We start from the raw sequence: 19,676 nt of genomic DNA, 5'->3' as shown, positions 1-19,676 counted from the left end.
TTGATTCATAACGAAGAGTGTTTTATAAAATATATTTCGCTTGCCACTTCGGTTTAAGTGAGAAATATAACATTAGATTCAGTGCAAAATAAAAAGACTATCTGCTCGCAACAGATAGCCGTAGCCAAAAGATTGAATTAATAGCGTTGTCCGCTTAAAGCTTGGATTACAAGACGCTTCGTGATTTCTCCACCTACTGATCCGTTAGCACGAGAAGTTGTGTCTGGTCCAAGATTCACACCAAATTCAGAAGCGATTTCATACTTCATTTGATCAAGAGCACCTTGAGCTCCAGGTACTACTAATTGATTGTTGTTTCTAGCCATTCTATTCACCTCCCTTTCTTTTCTATTTTTAGAATCCCACTAAGCTATATTTCTATACATCCCATTTTCAAACTTTTGAAAAAGTTGGTTTTTGTAATCTTTATTAAGATGATCCCGAGTAATAGCTTAATTGCTTTTTAACAAAGAAAAAAGAGCTTGCACAAATGCCAGCTCTTTTTTTTATTCTATGGGTATTAATCTAGTTTCCTAAAATATTTAAACCGTTTCAGGCAATTGCTCTGTTTCACCATTTGAAAAGTCGGCTAAAGATGGCTCTTTTTTGCTAAGTGCAAGCACCTCTGCCGTTGAACGATGAATTTCCTCCAGAAGCTCTGGGTTATCCATTAAAGCTGTACCATAAGAAGGTACCATTTCTTTGATTTTCGGCTCCCATTCATCTATATGATTTGGGAAGCATTTTTCAAGAATTTCGAGCATAACCGTAACGGCAGTAGAAGCACCAGGTGAAGCGCCTAGCAATGCTGCAATCGAACCATCAGCTGCTGTAATCACTTCAGTACCAAATTGCAGCGTTCCTTTTCCTCCAACTTCCGTATCCTTAATAACCTGTACGCGCTGGCCGGCCACTACTAAATCCCAATCTTCAGCCTTCGCATTCGGGATGAACTCTCGCAATTCTTCCATGCGCTGTTCTTTTGATAACAGAACCTGTTGAATTAAATATTTGGTCAGTGACATCTCTTTTGCGCCTGCCGCTAGCATCGTTAAGACATTATTCGGCTTAACAGAAGTGACTAAATCAAACATTGAACCCGCTTTCAAAAATTTCGGCGAGAAGCCGGCAAACGGTCCAAACAGCAACGATTTTTTATTTTCAATGTATCTTGTATCAAGGTGAGGCACAGACATTGGCGGTGCACCAACTTTAGCTTTTCCATAGACTTTAGCATGCTGCTGCTCTATAACATCAGGGTTTTTACATACCATAAAGATTCCGCTTACTGGGAATCCTCCAATATGCTTGCCTTCAGGAATACCTGACTTTTGAAGTAAATGAAGACTTCCGCCACCGCCTCCAATAAAGACGAATTTAGCTGTCTTACGCTCTACTAATCCAGTATCCACATTCTTCACTTTCAATTCCCACGAACCATCGCTCGTACGTTTTAAATTTTCAACACTATGTTTGTATTGAATATCTACGTTTTTCGTTTGTAAGTGGTCAAACAGAATTCGAGTTAAAGCACCAAAGTTCACATCCGTTCCAGAGTCGATCTTAGTAGCCGCAATGTGTTCGTCAGCTGGACGTCCTTGCATAATAAGCGGAATCCACTCCATTAATTTCTTATGATCGTCTGAAAACTCCATCCCTTTAAACAGAGGATTATTGGCCATCGCTTCAAAACGTTTCTTCAAAAAGGATATATTTTCTTCACCCTGCACCATACTCATATGAGGCAATGGCATAATAAAATCTTGTGGATTTTGGATCAGCTTACTGTTCACAAGATAAGACCAGAATTGCATGGAAACCTGAAACTGTTCGTTAATCTTAATAGCCTTACTGATATCTACAGTTCCATCAGGTTTTTCAACTGTATAGTTAAGTTCACAGAGTGCAGCATGTCCCGTTCCGGCGTTATTCCACTCATTAGAACTTTCCTCTCCTGCACGAGCGAGCTTTTCATAAACTGTAATTTCCCATTCTGGTGCGAGCTCCTTCAAAAGAGTACCTAATGTCGCACTCATGATTCCGGCACCAATTAAAATGACGTCTGTTTTAGTTTCTTTGTTGCTCATTTTTATCAACCTTTTCTTTTAAAATTTGCATAAAAATGTAGGCATTACCAAGCAAGGCACGAACTAGCCGTCCACTTGTTTTGTATCCATTAAAACAATATCATCGTATATTACACTTACTTACAGAATAAATATTTACGCTTATATGATAATTATAAATTATTTGATAGCTGATATAAAGTGACAATTCTATACACACAGTTTAGGAGCACATTTAAACGACTATTCCCCTTTGTTGAGAGTGTGTGATCTCCTAGTCATTGCCTTCCGTATAAAAAGCTAAGCACTGACTCCTTTAAACCCATTAAAAAAGCGCACTTCTTCATAAAGAAATGCACTCGGTAGTTGAAAAATTAAAAAGAAAAGTAAGCTGTACTTTGTAAAATATTATACCCTTAATGAGCCCCGAAACCCTCTAGCACCATAGTAGGAATCTGCTCCGTTGTGATATAAAAAGACATGCCCGTAGCGAAAATCGCAAAAAAGAGCACCGCCGCGTTCTCTGATATCAGAAGGCGTTTGAACCCAACTGGAAGTTTTCTTATCAAAATTTTCTAGCTTCTGCAAATTTCGATATTCTTCTTCTGTCAAAAGATCAATGCCCATGGCAGCTGCCATATCCATAGCGGAATTTTCTGGTTTATGTTTCTTTCTTGCCTCAAGCGCTTCACGGTCGTAACAAATACTTCTGCGGCCTTTAGGGCTTTCGGCTGAACAGTCATAAAAAATGTATTCGTCCTTCTCTATATCGTATTCAACAACATCTGGTTCTCCACCCGTTATTTCCATTTCATTGAGAGACCATAGTTTTTTAGGGCTAACCTCTAACTTAGCTTGGATCTTAGACCATTCCAGATCTTTATGGCGGTGCATGTTTTTCTCAAAACGTTCTTTTAATACTAGGAGTAATTCATCACGTTGTTCTTGTGAGAGCTCCTTTTTATTAATCGTCTTTGTCATCATCGTACCTCCTGGTTTTTTCACTGTATGTGTTTAAGCTTACAATAAATTATCGCTAAATGAGAATGAGAGGATTACTTTAATAATGTATATACTTTTCCTCCCCAATACAATTTTCTTAGTTTTATGAAACAGATGCATTCATGTTTGTTTGGTGTATTTGCCTGTTTTGTTACCTGTATTCGTTAAATTGAATCATTTTCCTGCAGGTGCCAATTATTAAAACCTATCCTTTACTTCAGGTAAAAATAAAACAGGATACATTTCAGTAAAGCGAAATGCACCCTGCTTGAGACGTTAAATATCCATCTTTTGCGGATGATCAATAAATTTCTTTATTCTAACCCTAGACCTTTTACTATATCCTCTATTGTTTTACCTTCATGCACGCTCTTCGGTTCTGGAGCATTCTTAAAGTCCGGGTTTTTCCGTAAGTAATTGTCTTGGATATATTTCATATCCTTTCCATCAACTATCTTGTCAAAATTGATATCGGAGCTTCTTTCACTCGTGCCCCAATCTCTTTCTAATTGTATGGCATCCAAAATATCAATTACATGATCTTTTGTGACATCACCAGGTGTGGCTCTTCCCATATTTACTTCAGGGTTCCAGTGTCCGATTAATTCACCATCGTCATCTTGATAGCCAACATAGAACGAATTCAGCAAAGTAAAATGCCCTGGTATATCAAGCATCATTTCAAATTGGTCAAGGGTCACTGGCAGCTTATCAACATTGATTTTTGCAAATCTTTCTAATGAGCGGCTATAGTTGTTTCCATCTTGATCTCCAACCGTTATGGTCGCTCCAAGCTGGGATGTATCAATATCCCTTCTCCAGTTTCCATTTGAATCTGACTGTAAAGAAGATGGAGGCGATACTGTACCTGTAACCTTTGAGAACGTGGGTGCAATCCATATCGGATAGAACACCGAAGTCATGGATTGAGTTACTCCCTCTTCATCTTTAAATGAAGAGACAGCATTTTTTATCGGTGCAAACTGATCATAGGTCATATCTTTTGCTTTAACTGTAATATCCACAATTGGCGTGTCCCCTGATAGGCCCTGATTGAAAACGTTAAGATTAATGCTTAGTTTCGTGTCATTCACACCTGAAGGTACTGCTTGTGTAGTCAATTCAAAGTTATCTTTCCCTAGCTCTGTTAATGCTTCATGAGGCTTTACACTCACAATTTCTAACAAGTTTTTATTAAACGCAAAACTCGTTGTTAATCCTTTCGTATTTTTCAGGTTGTTAGCTGTAAGGGTAATCGTCGTTTCTTTCCCCATCTTCAAACGCTTATCTTTTAATTTTCCAAACACATAAGGTTGTCCTTGTTCGATGAAGGTAAAATATTTTGATTCTCTTCCGATACCAGCAGAATTGTAACCTGTCAGTTCAACATTCGTACTTTTTAATGTTTTACTGATAGGAATATTGTAAGAGAAATTTCCATTAGCATCTGTTTGGATACCTGCTGTAAACGTTGAACTGTTGTTTTTTTCCATGATAAAGTTCTTCGATTGATCAAACCCTGGGATATTCTGAGCTTGGAACTCTAGATAGTCTTTGTCAATGACACTTCCCTTGATTGGATAGTGACCTGTACCAGGTGCATATTCTACGATGCCTTCTGGAAGGTCTGTATGAAATGCTGGGCCCGTAATATCAATCATTGTGTGATCTTCAAGACTAAACGTTCTTCCTTCTTTATTCGTACCGATCATCTTAACCTTATAATGAGCAGGTCCATATGGAACAGGTACCCTTGTTGTTGAGATTGGCGAATTCGGATCACCTGTGAACGGGTAATAGGAACGTTTAAAAACACCGTTTACATAGTATGAAGTATCTTCTAATAATGAAGACGTGTTTAATCTGCCTAAGAAGCCAATCTCTTTATCTGTCTTGCCATCTAAAAGTATGAAATCAATGGTTTCCATAGTAGATTTGGCAATGTATGACACACCCGTCTCATAAGGAACGAACGGATAATAGATTCCATAGTTTGATGATAAAACTTTTGGATCCGTTTTCATTTCGTAAAAACCTTCTTCAGTAACCACAAATGCAAATGGAATCTGATAACCTTCTTCTTTAGTGTGCTTGTTATTAATGTTCACAAACCCTTCATATGTCCCTGGTTCCGCTGTTCCAGGCACGGTTATGGTTACATCCAGCAAACGGTTTTGGTTTCCAGGAACAGTTAATTTTTTATCAACGGTCAAAGTTACACCGTTAGCAATAGGGTCCTTTGAGCCCCTTTCACCGACCTGGAAGGCCACGCTCACTTCAAAATTCTTTGGTCTGTTGTCTAGGTTCTCTATTGTAATGGCTCTCGTTTCTGAGAGGTTATTACCTGTTTTTAGTTCACTTCCATAAAGCGCACCTGATTTTGATTGCAGTCTATTTTCAACGCCCTCTACATACGTAAAAGACGGATTATCCACCATGATTTTCACCTTGGATTCTAAGGCTTCTGATACATCCACCTTTCCGCTGCCTGCTTCAAACACGCTGTAGGATTTACTAAGGGGATCCGCTGTGTTCATAAGGATGGATTTTATCTCCTCAGGCTGCATATGTGGGTTCATTTGTAACAATAATGCCGCTGCGCCAGCAACATAAGGTGAAGCCATTGACGTTCCAGAAAGCCGCTGATAAGCATATTTATAGTTTCCTAGATAGGATTCTCCATGAGCATAAGTAGGAACAGTAGACCGTATACCTTCGCCAGGAGCGGTTACCTCTGGCTTGATCTCATGTTGAATTCTTGACGGTCCGCGTGAGCTAAACTCAGCAAGGTACCCACCCTTCAGTATATACTCGCCTGGATTTTTCAACGTTATCGTCGGATTTCCATTTATAATTTTATCTTTTAGTGCTGCACCATCACTTTTTGTTAACGAGAAAGTAGGAACATAATGTGCTGTTTCGCCAAGATAATAAGGAATGTGGCCTTCATTTTCGTTGTTATTAGACAAGAATGCCGCTATTGCCCCTTTACTTTTCGCTAGTTTGATCTTAGCATCAAACGATGTAACTCCTCTCTCGATTAAGACAGCCTTTCCTCTCACATCTTTACCGGTATAATCCACATTCTGTCCTAGCCCCACGTCGACTAGCGGTAATGCCCAGTTTTCAAACGTCGAGAGCTGATCCGTTATATTTTTTGAAAGAAGACGCAAATGAATATCTGCAGCACCTTCTACACTGCCATTATAGGTAGGTACGGTGATGGACTCGTTATTCGCACCGACTGTAAGTGCAAGTGTTGAAGTCCCTGGTGATCCTAGTGTTTTCATATTGCTCCCGCTGTTACCAGCCGCCACCACTGCGGTAACACCAGCTAGGACAGCATGATTAATGGCAATAGAGGTAGGATATGATGGATCGTTCACTGAGTTACCTAATGATAGGTTAATAATGTCCATTTTATCAGTTATAGCTTGGTCAATAGCTGCTATGATGTCACTTGAATGTCCAGACCCATATGGTCCAAGCACTCTGTATCCATATAATTCTGCTTTTGGTGCAACCCCTATTTTTGCATATTCGCTATCATTTTTTCCATTTCCTACAATAATTCCAGCTACATGAGTTCCATGAACCGTATAATAGGCATTGCCATTCTGAGTAAATTCTGGCAGCTTAGTGGCCTTCCAGTCTTGATAGGTAGCCTCCATCGGATCGTTATCATCATTTACAAAATCATAACCGCCTCGATACGCTTCTTTCAGATCAGGATGATTATAATCAATACCCGTGTCGATGACGCCTACTTTAACGCCTTGTCCAGTCATCCCTTTTTCATGCAGCATAGTAAGGTTGTTAGATTGTTGAGTAAAAGCGGGTGAATCTTCCTTAACTTTTGGCAGATCAAGCTTTACCTCGTGGTCACTCCAAACACTCTTTACGACATTCGATGTGAGAAGATCTTCTATCTTATTAGCCGGAATGGACATGGAAACACCGTTAAACGCATTCTTATACGCTTTTTTGATGACCAAATCTTCCTTGTTCTTATGCTGTTTAAAAATCGAACTTATATCTTTTTTAAATTGCTCGTGTGTAGCATCTACTCTTAGTTTCGCTTCATTTAAAGAGATTTTTCTTCCTTTTTCCTTCTCGACCAGGATTTCTGTTTTTACTGGCTGCTGCCGAAATTCAACGATTACATCTGTTAAACGGTCCTCGTTTAGATTTACAGAAGCATCCAGTTGAATTCCTTTTTGTTCAGAAGTTTCAAGTTTAAACAGAGCCGCTTTCTGACTTTCATCTAATGAGGATAGAATCTTTGTAGCATCATATTCGTTTGCTTTTGCGAAGTTAGTTGAATCAAATGGGGATAATAACAAACTGGACATAAAGGTTACGGTTAACGCTTTTTTAAAGAATGATTGAATCTGCACAGAACTCCCACTTTCCCTAAGGTCTAATAGACCAATAATTATTTAAAGTTTAATAAAAGAATGGTGAATTAACTATTGGGTTATTTTAATAGGTCTATGTAATGAGATTAGGTACAAGCTTCAATAAAAGGTTTATAAAAAGGCACATAAAATAAGCAATAATACTTATTTTCCATTTATACTTTTGGGTTTTTTAAGTGGAGGAGAATTAAAAAAGCATTTCTCCATTTTAGAAGAAATGCTCTCTTTCTATGAAAAACTCCTATTAGTACTTCTGAGCTTTATACTGTTTAGGAAGCTTAAAACCATGTTCCCCCATGACTTCACGAAGACGATCAGGGTAATCTGTAATGATACCATCTACACCATCGTTCACAAGTTTATTCATTGTAGCTTTATCGTTTACTGTCCACGGTATCACTTTCATACCCACTCGGTGTGCTTCAGCTACCATACTAGCGTTCACATATGGTTCATAGTTTTCTTCTGTAACCTTTCCGTCTTGAGGAAATCCATGAACGGGTGAGATGGCATTCGCACCAAATGAGTGCGCAGCTGCAACAAGATCTCCTCCGAAGTCATCAATATCAATTCCTCCTAGCCAAGGTGACGCACCTGGTTGACCTGGTTGGAGAAATTGTGGGCCGTTTGTCAAAGCCACGATTGGAAGACTAGGCTCAACTTTACGCATCATCATAAGTGATCCCCAATCAAAACTTTGGATTGAAACCCGGTCCAACAGTCCTGCCATACGAATTTCATCAACTACGATATGAACAAAATCTTCACGAGGAGCCGTCTCATGAGGAGCTCCTGCTTCAACTTTTGTTTCAATGTTCAGCCAAACCTTTTTGGCACCATATTCGTTGACCAAGTTGAACACATCACTTAGCAACAGCATTCTTGCACCTGGACTTGTTTCTTGTCCAGGATATTGCGGCTTAGTCAAGGACCCGCAATCCATCGTTTGAATCTGTTTCAGGGTAAGATCCTTAATATACTTCCCTACATAAGGATACTCGGGGTCATCCTCAAATGCTGGAGCCGTATCCCTGCAAACCGCACTCGATATTTTCCGATCATGGGTTACAACAGCTTGTTTATCTTCTGTAATCTGTACATCTAGTTCAAGTGTACTGACTCCCAGTTCCAATGCATTGGAAAATGAGGCGATTGAGGATTCCACTACAAGTCCCATACCTCCACGGTGTGCTTGTAAATCAAAACCTTTTGGACCCAATGACTTTTCAGCTGCCGTGACATGGTCACCCGACACAATAACCGAACTTAACATAAGTGCAAACATTAATGAGGGTATTCCCTTTTTCCTGATCACTTTTAATCCTCCAACTCTGAAATAGGTTTTTACATGAAAAGTATACAGAGCGGATGTAAAGGAACCTTAAAGCAGTCAATAAATCAATGTAAAGAAAAATAAGAAATTGTACGCACTCAAAAACGCACTTATCTGAATTATAAGTGCGTTGAGTGAGGAGTTGTGTTTGGTTGTGCTTATGTATCCCAAAATTTAAGATGCATTAATTCTATTTTAAGTAGCAATCGATTACGGAAGAACTACTCGTTCCGTTATTAAAAACTTTAATGTTTCTTTGAATGCAAATACTGTTGATTCCTTATTGTATTTTGAGGAATATGGATCACTAAATCCGTGTTGACCCTCGCAAATCTGTATTCTTACACCCTTATTCTCTAATATTGGAATTATGTTCTCAACATTAAATGACTTTTCTTCTGTCGGAAAAAACAACAAGGATGGACAGTTCGGATTAATCCTTAAGTAGTCTCTGATGCGCGAACCGTAAAAACCTACAACTCCATTAACCTTTTTTTCCTGACTACACAGCCAAGCAATAGTCGCCCCTATACTAAATCCAATAATAAAAATTTTGGAGTAATGTTCTTGCTTCTCTAAGACTACCTTTCTCACTTTTTGAAGTGCATGAGTAAACCCATATCTATTCATAAAATGTTGGTAAGCTTCATCCTCTCGAGAATAGTGATAAGGACTCTTTAAATTTAATAAATTTGGACATAAGACATCAAAGCCTTGCTCTGAAAATAAATCACATATATCTTTTATATGTTGGTTTATTCCATAGATTTCGTGTAAAACAATAATTAATTGATTTGAACCGTTTTCAATAGTAATCACCTGGGCGTACTCACTCCTTCTGAAAATAAGGGCAATTAGGATGAACACTATTTATATTCAAACAAATAATGCCATTAATATTAAATCTTGATAACCGTCTTCCAATTTTACACCCTTTGCTTTTCTTCCCTCTTCAAAGAAACCTTGTTTTTTATATAATTGGATTGCACCTATATTGTCTTCCATTACCTCAAGACAAATTTTTTCAATCTTACTGTTATTTTTTGCCCAAGTGATTAAGGTTTCTAAAAGAGCGCTGCCTATACCATAATTTCGATATTCAGGTAGTATGATCATCGCAAAAGCCCCTTGATGACTAATTTTGTCATTGTTGCCGTTCTTAAAATCTATTTTACCTACAAACTTACCCTCAACTTCAGCAATAAACTGAACATAATTTGGATTTTCAAGATAATCTTTTAACGTTTTTTGAATAACATCAACATTCAAATTCTTTACATCCTCAACCGAAGTAAGCATGTAAGGAGCGTTTATTAAAGCTTTTGAAGCCGAATCTAGCATTCTTTTCGCATCATGTTCTTGAGCTTCACTAATAGTTATTGTTTTTCCATTCTTAGACTTATAAGTGAATACATTTGTTGATAATATAATACACACTCCCCTATCAGGTAAAAATTAATTTCATTTCTTACTTTAAGCTGCCTTATTTAACTTTCTTGTCCTTTCCTCATATTCCTTATCTACTTATTAATTAAATAATTGATCCGCGTCATTTTTAGTTGTATCAGCTGCTAATGCGTTTTTAAATAGTTCATACGCCTTTATATCATTTTCACTCAGCCACTTGAATGAGAGTTTGGGACTTTGCACAGCCTCTTCCCGACACTTAATACTTTAATTTCATAACTCACCCAGATCATAAATTTCTGATACTCCATTTTAAAACCATTTCTCCCTTTATCATAAAAAAGGTACATTTCTCCTTCTTAAAGAAATGTACCGAATCATTGTAGAAAACTATAGAGGATAATCCTCTTATCAATTTATTTATATTATTTATCTGTTTGTTTTTGCTTCTTTTTCAAATACTCCGCACGTATTTTTTCAAGATGCTTCTTTTTATCAAATTTGGCAGGTGTCTGTTTTTCATGAAACTTTGTTACAGCTACCTTGCCTTTTTGATCCAATTGATATTTTCCCACTTTGTTCACCACTTTCTTATCTTACAAGAGAATCTATATAACAAATATAGTATACCTTATTTTACTGAAGTAATCAGAACCACTTAGGATAAGAGGAGTAATGGGTATGGATATGAAATCATCGATCATGTAGTTAAATGTATAAATCGTTCAAAGGGTTGGATTACTAAATTACAATAATGTTGGAGACGGAATTATTAGAAAACACTTCAAAGAACACTCACTCTTAGATGTTAACTGCATTGTAAATATAAGTAAATCGGATTCAAACGATCTGCAACAAAAAGACCAGATTTTTTGTTTTGTTTGGTCCTTACTTTTATAAAGCATCCGGTCATTGAAATCCTACTAATATGGGTTTTTATCGTTTGTTATGCCTTTCTTAACTGAGACCAGTATTTTTAAGAACATACACATAATTTAAATCTGTAAGTATGCTTCTTTAATTTCTTTTGTAAGTCTTTCAAGTTTGTTGTCTATAATAATATATTTCTCATCACACAGTTCTTCAATATCTGCTTGGTTATGGCTAGTTAATAAAATAGTATGACCTTTTTCTTTTTGTTGTTTAATGATATTTTTAGCATCCTTATAACTCTTTATATCCAATGCGTTAAATGGTTCGTCGAGTATGACGATGTTTTGATCCTCCATTATCGCTTGAGCAATTCCTAGTTTCTTTTTCATTCCCAGTGAATAGGCACTGACTCTGGTTTTATCGTCAGGATCTAATCCGACTAACTTTAACGTATCTTTTACTTTATTTTCATCTATCTTATTATTTATCTCCGCTAGAAATTTCAAATTTTTTAAACCACTATATAAACCGATGTATCCAGGGTTATTAATTAAGACGCCGGTATCATTTGGAAAATCAAAATCTTTTCCTAATTTTTGACCACGAATGTAAACATCTCCACTATCTGGTTTAATAAAGCCGGCAATAAGTTTGAACAACACTGATTTTCCGCTGCCATTCGGACCGATAATCCCAATAGATTGCCCCTTTGAAATCTTTAGATTGATATCTTGCAGGATCGTTCGGTTTTTAAATTTTTTAGATACATTAACAAGTTCAATAACCGTTTCCATTATAGTAATCATCCTTTGCTAAAGCTTTTTTTATAGAGTCCACTCTTTAATACGGCATACAGTAATACATTTGAAATAAGTAAAATCAAAAAAGAAACGAAATAAGGTAAACTTTGATCTTCTCCAAAGACTTCTGTAATTCTGACTAATGAAGATAACCCTATAGGTGAGTATTTGAGATATGCAATTTTCAGCAACCCTATTAAATATGCTGAAACAATTACAATAAACCCAGTTATTGAAGTCTTTGTTAAACTGAAAAGAGTAACAATAACTAAAAATGAAAAAAGAAGTTCTAGAAATTTAGTACTGATGATAATCAGCAGCAGATAACCTGTGTCTAAATTTCCGATACCGTTATCATTGATAAAGGGCTTCATATATTCATAACCATTGAAAGGTAAACCCATAAAGGCGGATACCAAAATGATGATAGTCAAAGATATACATATATAACTAACAATAAATAAAGTAGCGGATTTTAAAATACAAAATAACCAATTTTTCATCTTTTTTAATCGAATAACAACCATAATGCTTTTATCAAGACTTTCTTTTTCTAAAAAAATACTTAGTAAATAAATCGGTATTCCGTTATAGATAATTAAACGAAGAAAATCTAACATTCTAAGGTATCCTGTGCCGTGACCAAAATAAACAAGGGTCAGTAGATCTTTAAATGTTATATCCTTATATGTGAACGCTATTGAAATTACAATAAAACAAAGTAGCAGTATAATTGTAAATAAGTTGGACTTCTTAAAAAGAATACTTAGATTCCATTTGGACAATGGGTCTAATAATTGAAATGAAAATGATTTACACCAGTACTTCTTTGTAAACCATAGAATGAAACCAATATATAAAAGCCCCAAGAAAATAAAAATATAAAACCTTTCCTCAGCGGCAGCTAATGCATGATGAAAAATAACATAGTTATTTAAGAATAAATATGGCACCTCTGCATCTAAATCAGATCGCAAACCTACTAACATCATAAGGTAGAGAACAACGATTATCCCTATTACATAACCTGGCTTAAGAAAATGCCTAATAAAAAGCAAGAAGATTCCAAGTAATGTTAATCCACCTATCATATATCCTACAATTGGTAATATTGATTCGAGTGGTGTGCTAAAAATTGCTTCTAACTTCTCTAGAATGAACAGATTATTGCTTTCAATAAAAGTATATTTATTTTCAAAATCAAGTCCAAATCCCATTAATAATGCGATTAAAATATGCAGAAAAACAAATAAAATCGAGTTGACGACGACTGCAGCTATTTTAGATAGGAAATAATTAAAAAATGTTCCTGATCTTATCCAAACACATTCTTCATTAGGGTTATTAATATTCAATAATAAAAAGATAAAACTAATGATCATACAGTACAAAATATAATAATGATCGGTTAAAGCGTTAATGGTAAATTCAAAATACGTTAATTGGTAATAAATAGCAATATTCTTCAAGTAGAAGGTATAAAGGATATAAATCAGTAAAACGAACATTAGTTTTTTTGAAAGAAACATATTGACGTGACTTTTTATCAAGGTCTTTATCATGTAGGAAGTAATCCCCTTTTTGTATTGAATGTTATGCTTAATAAATAGACTCGTTCTTAAACTTTTTAAAGTAACCTAGATAAGCACTTATTAATATGATTAATAGAATGGGTCCTACTAACAATCGTTCTGTAGTTATAGCTCCAATGTCCAATGTGTTTGGATCAAAGGATGTAACAAGCCTAAAAAAAGGAAATCCCAATACAGACAAAACAAAATTTTCCAGAATCAAATAGACAAATGGCCCTGTTAATACTATAAAAATATTGTTTATATAAAGTGATAGCGCAAAGCCAAATGAGGAAACTAAGAAACCAATTACACCTCTCCAGAGACTTAATAAAAAACCATATAAGAGAGGATCATTAACAAATGCGTCGCCAGCATATCTATTCAATGCATTATTATTCCCAGTAGCAGGAGTAACCTCTGGTAAGTAATATATAGTGATCAAGAGACCTACAAACGACACGAGAAATACTATGAGTGCCCCTCCAATAGAAGACACTAGCCATTTGGTAGTGATATACCTCTTTTTAGATACCCTTGTGATGGTGTAAGACAGGAATCCGTTCTTTCGTTCATAGTACATTAACCAGCATGTTGGAACGACAGCAAACAAGGGAAATAACATTCTGAATAATTCTCCGGACTCTTCCCATATTTCAATGTTGTAGTTGTATTGGTAGCCTGTTGTAAATGGAATAATGATCAAACTGCTGTACAATAAAGCAAAGAGAAGGAAAGCTAAATAAGGATAGATCAGTTTTTTTATTTCAATTTTAATTAGTTGCATCAATCTTCCACATCCATTCTACGAAAATTGGAAACACCTCATGACAAAACACATATGTCACAAGGTGTATTACTATTCATTCATTTAATTGCTTTTCCATTGCCCACTTACTTGGACACTAACTGAAGTATCAAAATCATTTGAGAAGTGTAATCTCATATCATCGCCTTTAATATGATTAATATGACCGTCTATCGCCCTGTCATCATTATCTCCAAGATTTCTTACCCAATCACCTGAGTTACCTTGTGCATCTTGCATTCTTACATCTACAACATAATTTCCGCCTACTGTTGAAGACTTGATGTATCCATTCGCACCACTTGAAGTTTTAGTCTGTGAATATCCTGTGTATCCACTACCATTAAAAGCTCCTACAGTAGTACTATAGTTAGAGTAGGTTGTACCAGCCGAAACACTTACTGCTGCTGCTATTGTCATAACACCTGCTATTGCTGCAATTTTCTTCTTCATATTTATTCCTCCTCTTACTTTTAGTTGCAATATGTATAGGGTACGTCTACCACTGACAGATTACATTGATAATGATATTATCTAGAGTAAATATTTACCATGGTCAAAAAGTAACTATTTGTAAAAATATGTATATTTTTGCGGTAAATCTAAAGTATGAGAATACTAAAATATAAGAATGTAAATCAGTACATTTCCCTATTGACGTCTAGTTGACTGAGTTTAAGTGCACGCAGAGTCTTCACGTGACACGATTCATTCCATCATTCGATGTTTCTGTTAGAGTTATTCTCCACCCTCATGAAGTTCCTGGACATGGCTTTCAGTCTACTTCTTCAAGTAGGAATTTACTTTCAGATACAACGATTGTGATACACCCTAAAGTCTTCTGAGGTACGCATAAAAAAAGTGCATTTCTTCTTCATGAAGAAATGCACCCGATTCGTAATATAAGGTTAGCCTGAATTTAGTACAGTAATCCTTTTTGAGAATTACATTTTCAAACAAGTGTATTCTATTTTTTATTATAAAGATAACGGTGCTTACTATTTATCAACTTTTCTAGGTCACCGCGATACAGCGCATCTTTCATTTCTTCTAGCTTAAATGGAATGAAGGGCGATAAATATGGAACGCCAACAGATCTTAAGCTTACAAGGTAAAGTATTAAAATAGTAAAGCCAATCATTAAACCTTCATAACTGAAGAAATAAGCTATGAAAATAAATATTATTCGTAAGCTGCTTGTAGCGGTAGATAAACCTTTATCGCCAAATAATGTTGATGCTAGATATGTAAAGGCAATGGCAATTAAGCTTACCGGATGAATCAGCTTGCCGACTACAGCCGTTTCACCAACCACGATAGGTCCAAGGATAGCAACTAAGACAATGAAACCCGAGGGAACTCGTAAAGTAGAATCTAGAATGATTCTAAATAAAATGATTAGAATTAGGACTTCCAAAATAATTGGGATATATTCATCCTTGCTTATTAAGATTTCATATTCTTTATCCGAAAGATATTCCTTTCCATGATAGCCTAACGCGACAAAAATAGAGGGAATAAATATTGTTGAAAGAAAGGCTAATAATCGAACAAGTCTCATCGAAATCTGTCCAAAGTTTGTAAAATATTCGTCAGGGGACTGCAAGAAATCATTTAATAAAGCTGGAAAGACCATCACTTGTGGGTTCCCATCTATAATGACAATAACTCTGCCTTCATATAAGGCGGATGCCGTTACATCCGGTCGTTCTGTTAACTTTGATAAAGGAAAGATTGATTTCGGGTTTCCTTCAATTGCTTCCTGGATAACTCTTCCTTGTAGAATGTACTTTACATCCGTCTTAAGCCTTTTTCGTACCTTCCTAAGTAATGCTTTATCAACAATATTATCAAGAAAAATGAGATTCACGTTCGTATTAGAGACCGTCCCGAATGTCATTTTCTCAACACAAAGGTCCTCAGTTTTGATTATTCCACGAAGGATATTGATATTCGTTTGAGCCTTTTCAGTAAATCCATAAATCATACCAAAGGCAGCTTTTTCACCTTTAGACTCTTCAAGGGACCTTTCTTGCCACCTTGTGGTATCCGTTATGATACATTCAGTGGAACCATTTAACAACAGAACTGCCTTTCCTTCTAATAATGAATTGATTAATTCTTTAAAATACTTTGTAGTCGAGACATTTATATTTGTTAGAACTGTGTACGCAATCCTGTTTATATGATTCTCATCAGAATTAGAGTCACTTTGACGCAAAAATTCAATAAGTGGAACAACTACTGAGTTTTGAAGGGTTTCAGAGTCAACTAATCCCTCTAAGAATACGATGACAGCTGTTTTATCATATTCTGTCCCAAACTTGATATCCCTAAAGACAAGATCAGAAGTATGATGAAAGCTTGTTTTGATTATATTCTTATTTTCTATTAAATTCCCATTGATTGTACCCTGCATTAGCATACCGCCTAAACCATTTTTATAGTTTTATTATTGGTAAGACGATTTTATTTATACAATAAAATACCTTTGGAATCGATGTGTACCGACAATCCTTCTCAAACTGATCAAAATGTAATCGGGCTATTTGTTAGGTAATCGAGGTAGGACATAAGCGCTCGTGGGACTTGATCCTGACCGTAACTATCCATCTCCTACTTGTAGAAACTCTAGTTGAGGTTTTGAACCAGCATAAAAAGCGAAGCTATGATCCTACAAGAAGACAGGAGTTATAGACAAATCTAGTCATTGAGAGGGATCATTTGGCGATAACTGTTCTCCTTATAAACCCACTTTACTAACTTCTCTAATATACAATCCCGTTTGGATTAAACAGTTTAAATAGCAATAATACGCACCTCTTATGAGAGAAATAGAGCTTTCGTTCCAATAAGGATAGCTTCAGTTTTGATAATGTTAGCACGATAAGAAAAAAATCGATTCCCAACATCGTTTAGGAACCGATTTTTTTTATTTCGCCCATAGGTAACACCACTTTAAAAAGACTTCCCTTGCCAAACTCACTTTCAACCAAAATCTTTCCTTCATGGATTTCTACAATCTTTTTAACTATCGATAACCCAAGTCCTGTTCCGTGATCAGACCGTGATTTGTCCGCTTTGTAGAACCGTTCAAAGATACGCTTTACATCACTTTCTTTGATACCTATTCCGTTGTCTCTTATAGAAAAAACAAGCTCGCTATGCTGTTTTTTCAGAATAACACTAATTTTTCCGTGTTCAGGTGTAAACTTTATGGCATTCACTAATAGATTCAGCCACACTTGCTGAAGGAGTTCTTCATCTCCTCTAAAGGAGACTTGATCCAAATCCACCTGTAGCTGAATTTGTTTGTTTTCCCAACTGTCCTGCAGCAACAAAATAATACGACGAATCTGCTCATCCAATTGAAAAATGTCTCTCCTAAATTGTACGGCCTGATGATCAAGCTTTGATAACCTTAAAAGGTTGGATGAAAGGTTGGAGAGACGTTTGCTCTCTTGAATGATAATATCTGTATACTCTTCCTTCACCTTTATGGATAAATCTTGTGTTTTCAAAAGTTCAGCAAATCCATTTATGGAAGAAAGCGGCGTTTTAAATTCATGAGATACAGAAGATACGAATTCTTTATGCAGATATTCATTTGCTTTGAGTTCTTGGACCATGATATTAAAGTTGTTTACAAGTTCTCCGATTTCATCTTTTCCTTTATGTTGAATGTGAACATCGAACGTCCCATTAGCAACCTCAACAGAAGCTCTAGAAATTTTTTTGATCGGCTTTACTACCATTGATACGGCAAGAAGAATGAGAAAAGAGCCTAAGACAATAGCTGTCAGAAGTACCGTTTGAACCGTTTTTTGAAAACGTACAATCTGATTGTTATCCATTTCAGGGTAGACCGTAACATAATATCCTTGAATGATAGCCACAGAAATAGGTAAAGGGGGTTTGCTGCTTAATTCTCCTGTCAGAATCCTCCCCGGTTCCAGTTGTTTCAGATCTTCCGCAAGTAATAAATAATGCTTTGCTTTTAATATCTCATCTCGATTCTTATATACTTGTATGGTAAGCTCTTTCCCATCCATATAACGAACAGCTTCTTCTAAGGGAATATTTCCTTCTTGGGTGAGTGAATCGATTGCACTAACTTTGTCCTCTAGCTGTTTCTGGACCATGGCTTTGATATCATTAAGCTGAAACGCCGTTACAATCCCAAAAGAGAGCAAGGCTGATATGATGAGAATTCCAATGAAAAAACATATGAATCTAACATAGATGGAATATAACAGCTTCTTCACGAAAAGCCTCGTTTCTCAGCCTTATAACCAAGTCCTCTTACCGTAATAATTTCGAAGTCTTCAAATCCGGAAAGTTTTTCACGGAGGCGTTTAATATGCACATCAACCGTCCGGTCGATGCTTTGAACATCATACCCCCAAATTTCATCCATTAGCTGTTGCCTTGTAAAAATCTTGCGTGGATGAGACAACAGCTTATAAAGAAGCTTAAATTCTTTGGCCGGCAGTTCAAATACCTTCTCACCAGTTGAAATCGTCAACTGTTCCTGATTTAATACCGTTTTACCAATTTCCAGAATATTAGATGAGGCAATTTTTGCTCTCCGCAAGAGAGCCGCAACCCGCAGTACCATCTCTTCCATATCTACTGGTTTAACCATATAGTCATCCCCACCAGAGGAAAAACCTTGTTTTTTGTCAGATAGCGTTTCAAGTGCCGTAATCAATAATATAGGAAACTCGTAACCAGCCCCACGCAAATCACGGGTCAGCTCTAGACCGTTCATCGATGGCATCATTACATCTGTAATCAGTAAATCTATATGATGATGTTCCATGACATGAAGCGCGTCAGCACCGTCTTTCGATTCTAGTACGCGATATCCTTCTATCATAAGATGTTCTTTTATAAGCCTTCTTATATTGGCATCATCCTCTGTAACCAGGATCGTTACCATACTTACACCGCCTAAAGTACACTTTTTTCTGTTCTGTTATCGTTTTTCAACCTATACAGTCGGAAAGAGCTGAAACTTATTACAATTGTTCCCATTATCATAGCGCTAAGAGATACAGTGTTCAACCCTTGCGGCTGCTCTGCCGTTCCCATCATCTGAAGCATTTGGTCAGGTAAACCCATTTCTTTTGCCTTTTGTTTAAGTTCAGGAGTAAGACCCCCTTTTTCTTCTACTTCCTCCATAAACTGCTGTACCTTAAACCCATCCAGGTTATTAGGCAACTCTGCCCCAGGCATACCACCCGCTGGCATCTCTCCTAACCGAGGGAAGCCTCGCGGTATGGAACTACCCTCTTCAATAGACGGCTTCATAAAAAGAGGCATTACTGACAAGATCATAACTATCATTGACAGTCCTATTAAACTGATATAAAACCATTTTGATTTACCCATCTTT

Annotated in this window: 16 protein-coding genes; all 16 read right to left on the bottom strand. The window is 36.4% G+C overall.

Going from position 1 to position 19,676, the window contains the following annotated elements; all coding sequences use genetic code 11:
- Positions 1-137: 137 nt before the first annotated feature.
- Positions 138-326, bottom strand: a complete 189-nt coding sequence (locus AWM68_RS19550) for an alpha/beta-type small acid-soluble spore protein (protein WP_066245554.1) — start codon at positions 324-326, stop codon at positions 138-140.
- 216 nt (positions 327-542) lie between these two features.
- Positions 543-2,087 (bottom strand): malate:quinone oxidoreductase, encoded by a 1,545-nt coding sequence (locus AWM68_RS19545; RefSeq protein ID WP_066245553.1) that lies wholly within the window; start codon positions 2,085-2,087, stop codon positions 543-545.
- Positions 2,088-2,474: 387 nt separating this feature from the next.
- Positions 2,475-3,047, bottom strand: coding sequence for a DUF4256 domain-containing protein (locus AWM68_RS19540; RefSeq protein ID WP_066245551.1), 573 nt, complete (start codon positions 3,045-3,047; stop codon positions 2,475-2,477).
- A 335-nt stretch (positions 3,048-3,382) separates the two neighbouring features.
- On the bottom strand, positions 3,383-7,465 hold the full coding sequence (locus AWM68_RS19535) for a S8 family serine peptidase (protein WP_066245550.1): 4,083 nt from the start codon (positions 7,463-7,465) through the stop codon (positions 3,383-3,385).
- A gap of 265 nt (positions 7,466-7,730) precedes the next feature.
- Entirely contained in the window at positions 7,731-8,801 is a 1,071-nt protein-coding gene (locus AWM68_RS19530) for a glycerophosphodiester phosphodiesterase (protein ID WP_231868459.1), read from the bottom strand.
- A gap of 228 nt (positions 8,802-9,029) precedes the next feature.
- Positions 9,030-9,638 (bottom strand): dienelactone hydrolase family protein, encoded by a 609-nt coding sequence (locus AWM68_RS19525; protein WP_066245548.1) that lies wholly within the window; start codon positions 9,636-9,638, stop codon positions 9,030-9,032.
- Positions 9,639-9,695: 57 nt separating this feature from the next.
- Positions 9,696-10,256 (bottom strand): GNAT family N-acetyltransferase, encoded by a 561-nt coding sequence (locus AWM68_RS19520; RefSeq protein WP_082820799.1) that lies wholly within the window; start codon positions 10,254-10,256, stop codon positions 9,696-9,698.
- A 395-nt stretch (positions 10,257-10,651) separates the two neighbouring features.
- Positions 10,652-10,801: a hypothetical protein gene (locus AWM68_RS21775; RefSeq protein ID WP_197468206.1), complete on the bottom strand. Its 150-nt coding sequence runs from the start codon at positions 10,799-10,801 to the stop codon at positions 10,652-10,654.
- A gap of 420 nt (positions 10,802-11,221) precedes the next feature.
- The gene (locus AWM68_RS19515) at positions 11,222-11,893 is read right to left on the bottom strand and encodes an ABC transporter ATP-binding protein (RefSeq protein WP_066245547.1); all 672 of its coding nucleotides are present in this window, start codon (positions 11,891-11,893) and stop codon (positions 11,222-11,224) included.
- Between the two features lie 8 nt (positions 11,894-11,901).
- Positions 11,902-13,461: a hypothetical protein gene (locus AWM68_RS19510; RefSeq protein ID WP_066245545.1), complete on the bottom strand. Its 1,560-nt coding sequence runs from the start codon at positions 13,459-13,461 to the stop codon at positions 11,902-11,904.
- Between the two features lie 37 nt (positions 13,462-13,498).
- Positions 13,499-14,257 (bottom strand): hypothetical protein, encoded by a 759-nt coding sequence (locus tag AWM68_RS19505; RefSeq protein ID WP_066245544.1) that lies wholly within the window; start codon positions 14,255-14,257, stop codon positions 13,499-13,501.
- Positions 14,258-14,341: 84 nt separating this feature from the next.
- Positions 14,342-14,731 (bottom strand): hypothetical protein, encoded by a 390-nt coding sequence (locus tag AWM68_RS19500; RefSeq protein WP_066245542.1) that lies wholly within the window; start codon positions 14,729-14,731, stop codon positions 14,342-14,344.
- A gap of 514 nt (positions 14,732-15,245) precedes the next feature.
- Positions 15,246-16,697 (bottom strand): spore germination protein, encoded by a 1,452-nt coding sequence (locus tag AWM68_RS19495; RefSeq protein ID WP_066245540.1) that lies wholly within the window; start codon positions 16,695-16,697, stop codon positions 15,246-15,248.
- 496 nt (positions 16,698-17,193) lie between these two features.
- The gene (locus AWM68_RS19490) at positions 17,194-18,543 is read right to left on the bottom strand and encodes a sensor histidine kinase (protein WP_066245538.1); all 1,350 of its coding nucleotides are present in this window, start codon (positions 18,541-18,543) and stop codon (positions 17,194-17,196) included.
- A complete protein-coding gene (locus AWM68_RS19485; protein ID WP_066245536.1) occupies positions 18,540-19,220 on the bottom strand; it encodes a response regulator transcription factor in 681 nt (226 codons plus the stop codon). Before AWM68_RS19485 ends, AWM68_RS19490 begins: the two co-directional genes overlap by 4 nt.
- Positions 19,221-19,231: 11 nt before the next feature.
- Positions 19,232-19,672 (bottom strand): hypothetical protein, encoded by a 441-nt coding sequence (locus tag AWM68_RS19480; RefSeq protein WP_066245534.1) that lies wholly within the window; start codon positions 19,670-19,672, stop codon positions 19,232-19,234.
- Positions 19,673-19,676: the final 4 nt, after the last annotated feature.

Source organism: Fictibacillus phosphorivorans (genome assembly GCF_001619875.1).
GTDB lineage: Bacteria > Bacillota > Bacilli > Bacillales > Fictibacillaceae > Fictibacillus > Fictibacillus phosphorivorans_B.
The sequence above is the reverse complement of the archived record's forward strand: the minus strand, read 5'-3'. Positions and strand labels throughout refer to the sequence as shown.

Coding starts and splice junctions, on each gene's coding strand:
- AWM68_RS19550 (WP_066245554.1), bottom strand. CDS start 326: ATGGCTAGAAACAACAATCAATTAGTAGTACCTGGAGCTCAAGGTGCT.
- AWM68_RS19545 (WP_066245553.1), bottom strand. CDS start 2,087: ATGAGCAACAAAGAAACTAAAACAGACGTCATTTTAATTGGTGCCGGA.
- AWM68_RS19540 (WP_066245551.1), bottom strand. CDS start 3,047: ATGACAAAGACGATTAATAAAAAGGAGCTCTCACAAGAACAACGTGAT.
- AWM68_RS19515 (WP_066245547.1), bottom strand. CDS start 11,893: ATGGAAACGGTTATTGAACTTGTTAATGTATCTAAAAAATTTAAAAAC.
- AWM68_RS19510 (WP_066245545.1), bottom strand. CDS start 13,461: ATGATAAAGACCTTGATAAAAAGTCACGTCAATATGTTTCTTTCAAAA.
- AWM68_RS19505 (WP_066245544.1), bottom strand. CDS start 14,257: ATGCAACTAATTAAAATTGAAATAAAAAAACTGATCTATCCTTATTTA.
- AWM68_RS19500 (WP_066245542.1), bottom strand. CDS start 14,731: ATGAAGAAGAAAATTGCAGCAATAGCAGGTGTTATGACAATAGCAGCA.
- AWM68_RS19495 (WP_066245540.1), bottom strand. CDS start 16,697: ATGCAGGGTACAATCAATGGGAATTTAATAGAAAATAAGAATATAATC.
- AWM68_RS19485 (WP_066245536.1), bottom strand. CDS start 19,220: ATGGTAACGATCCTGGTTACAGAGGATGATGCCAATATAAGAAGGCTT.
- AWM68_RS19480 (WP_066245534.1), bottom strand. CDS start 19,672: ATGGGTAAATCAAAATGGTTTTATATCAGTTTAATAGGACTGTCAATG.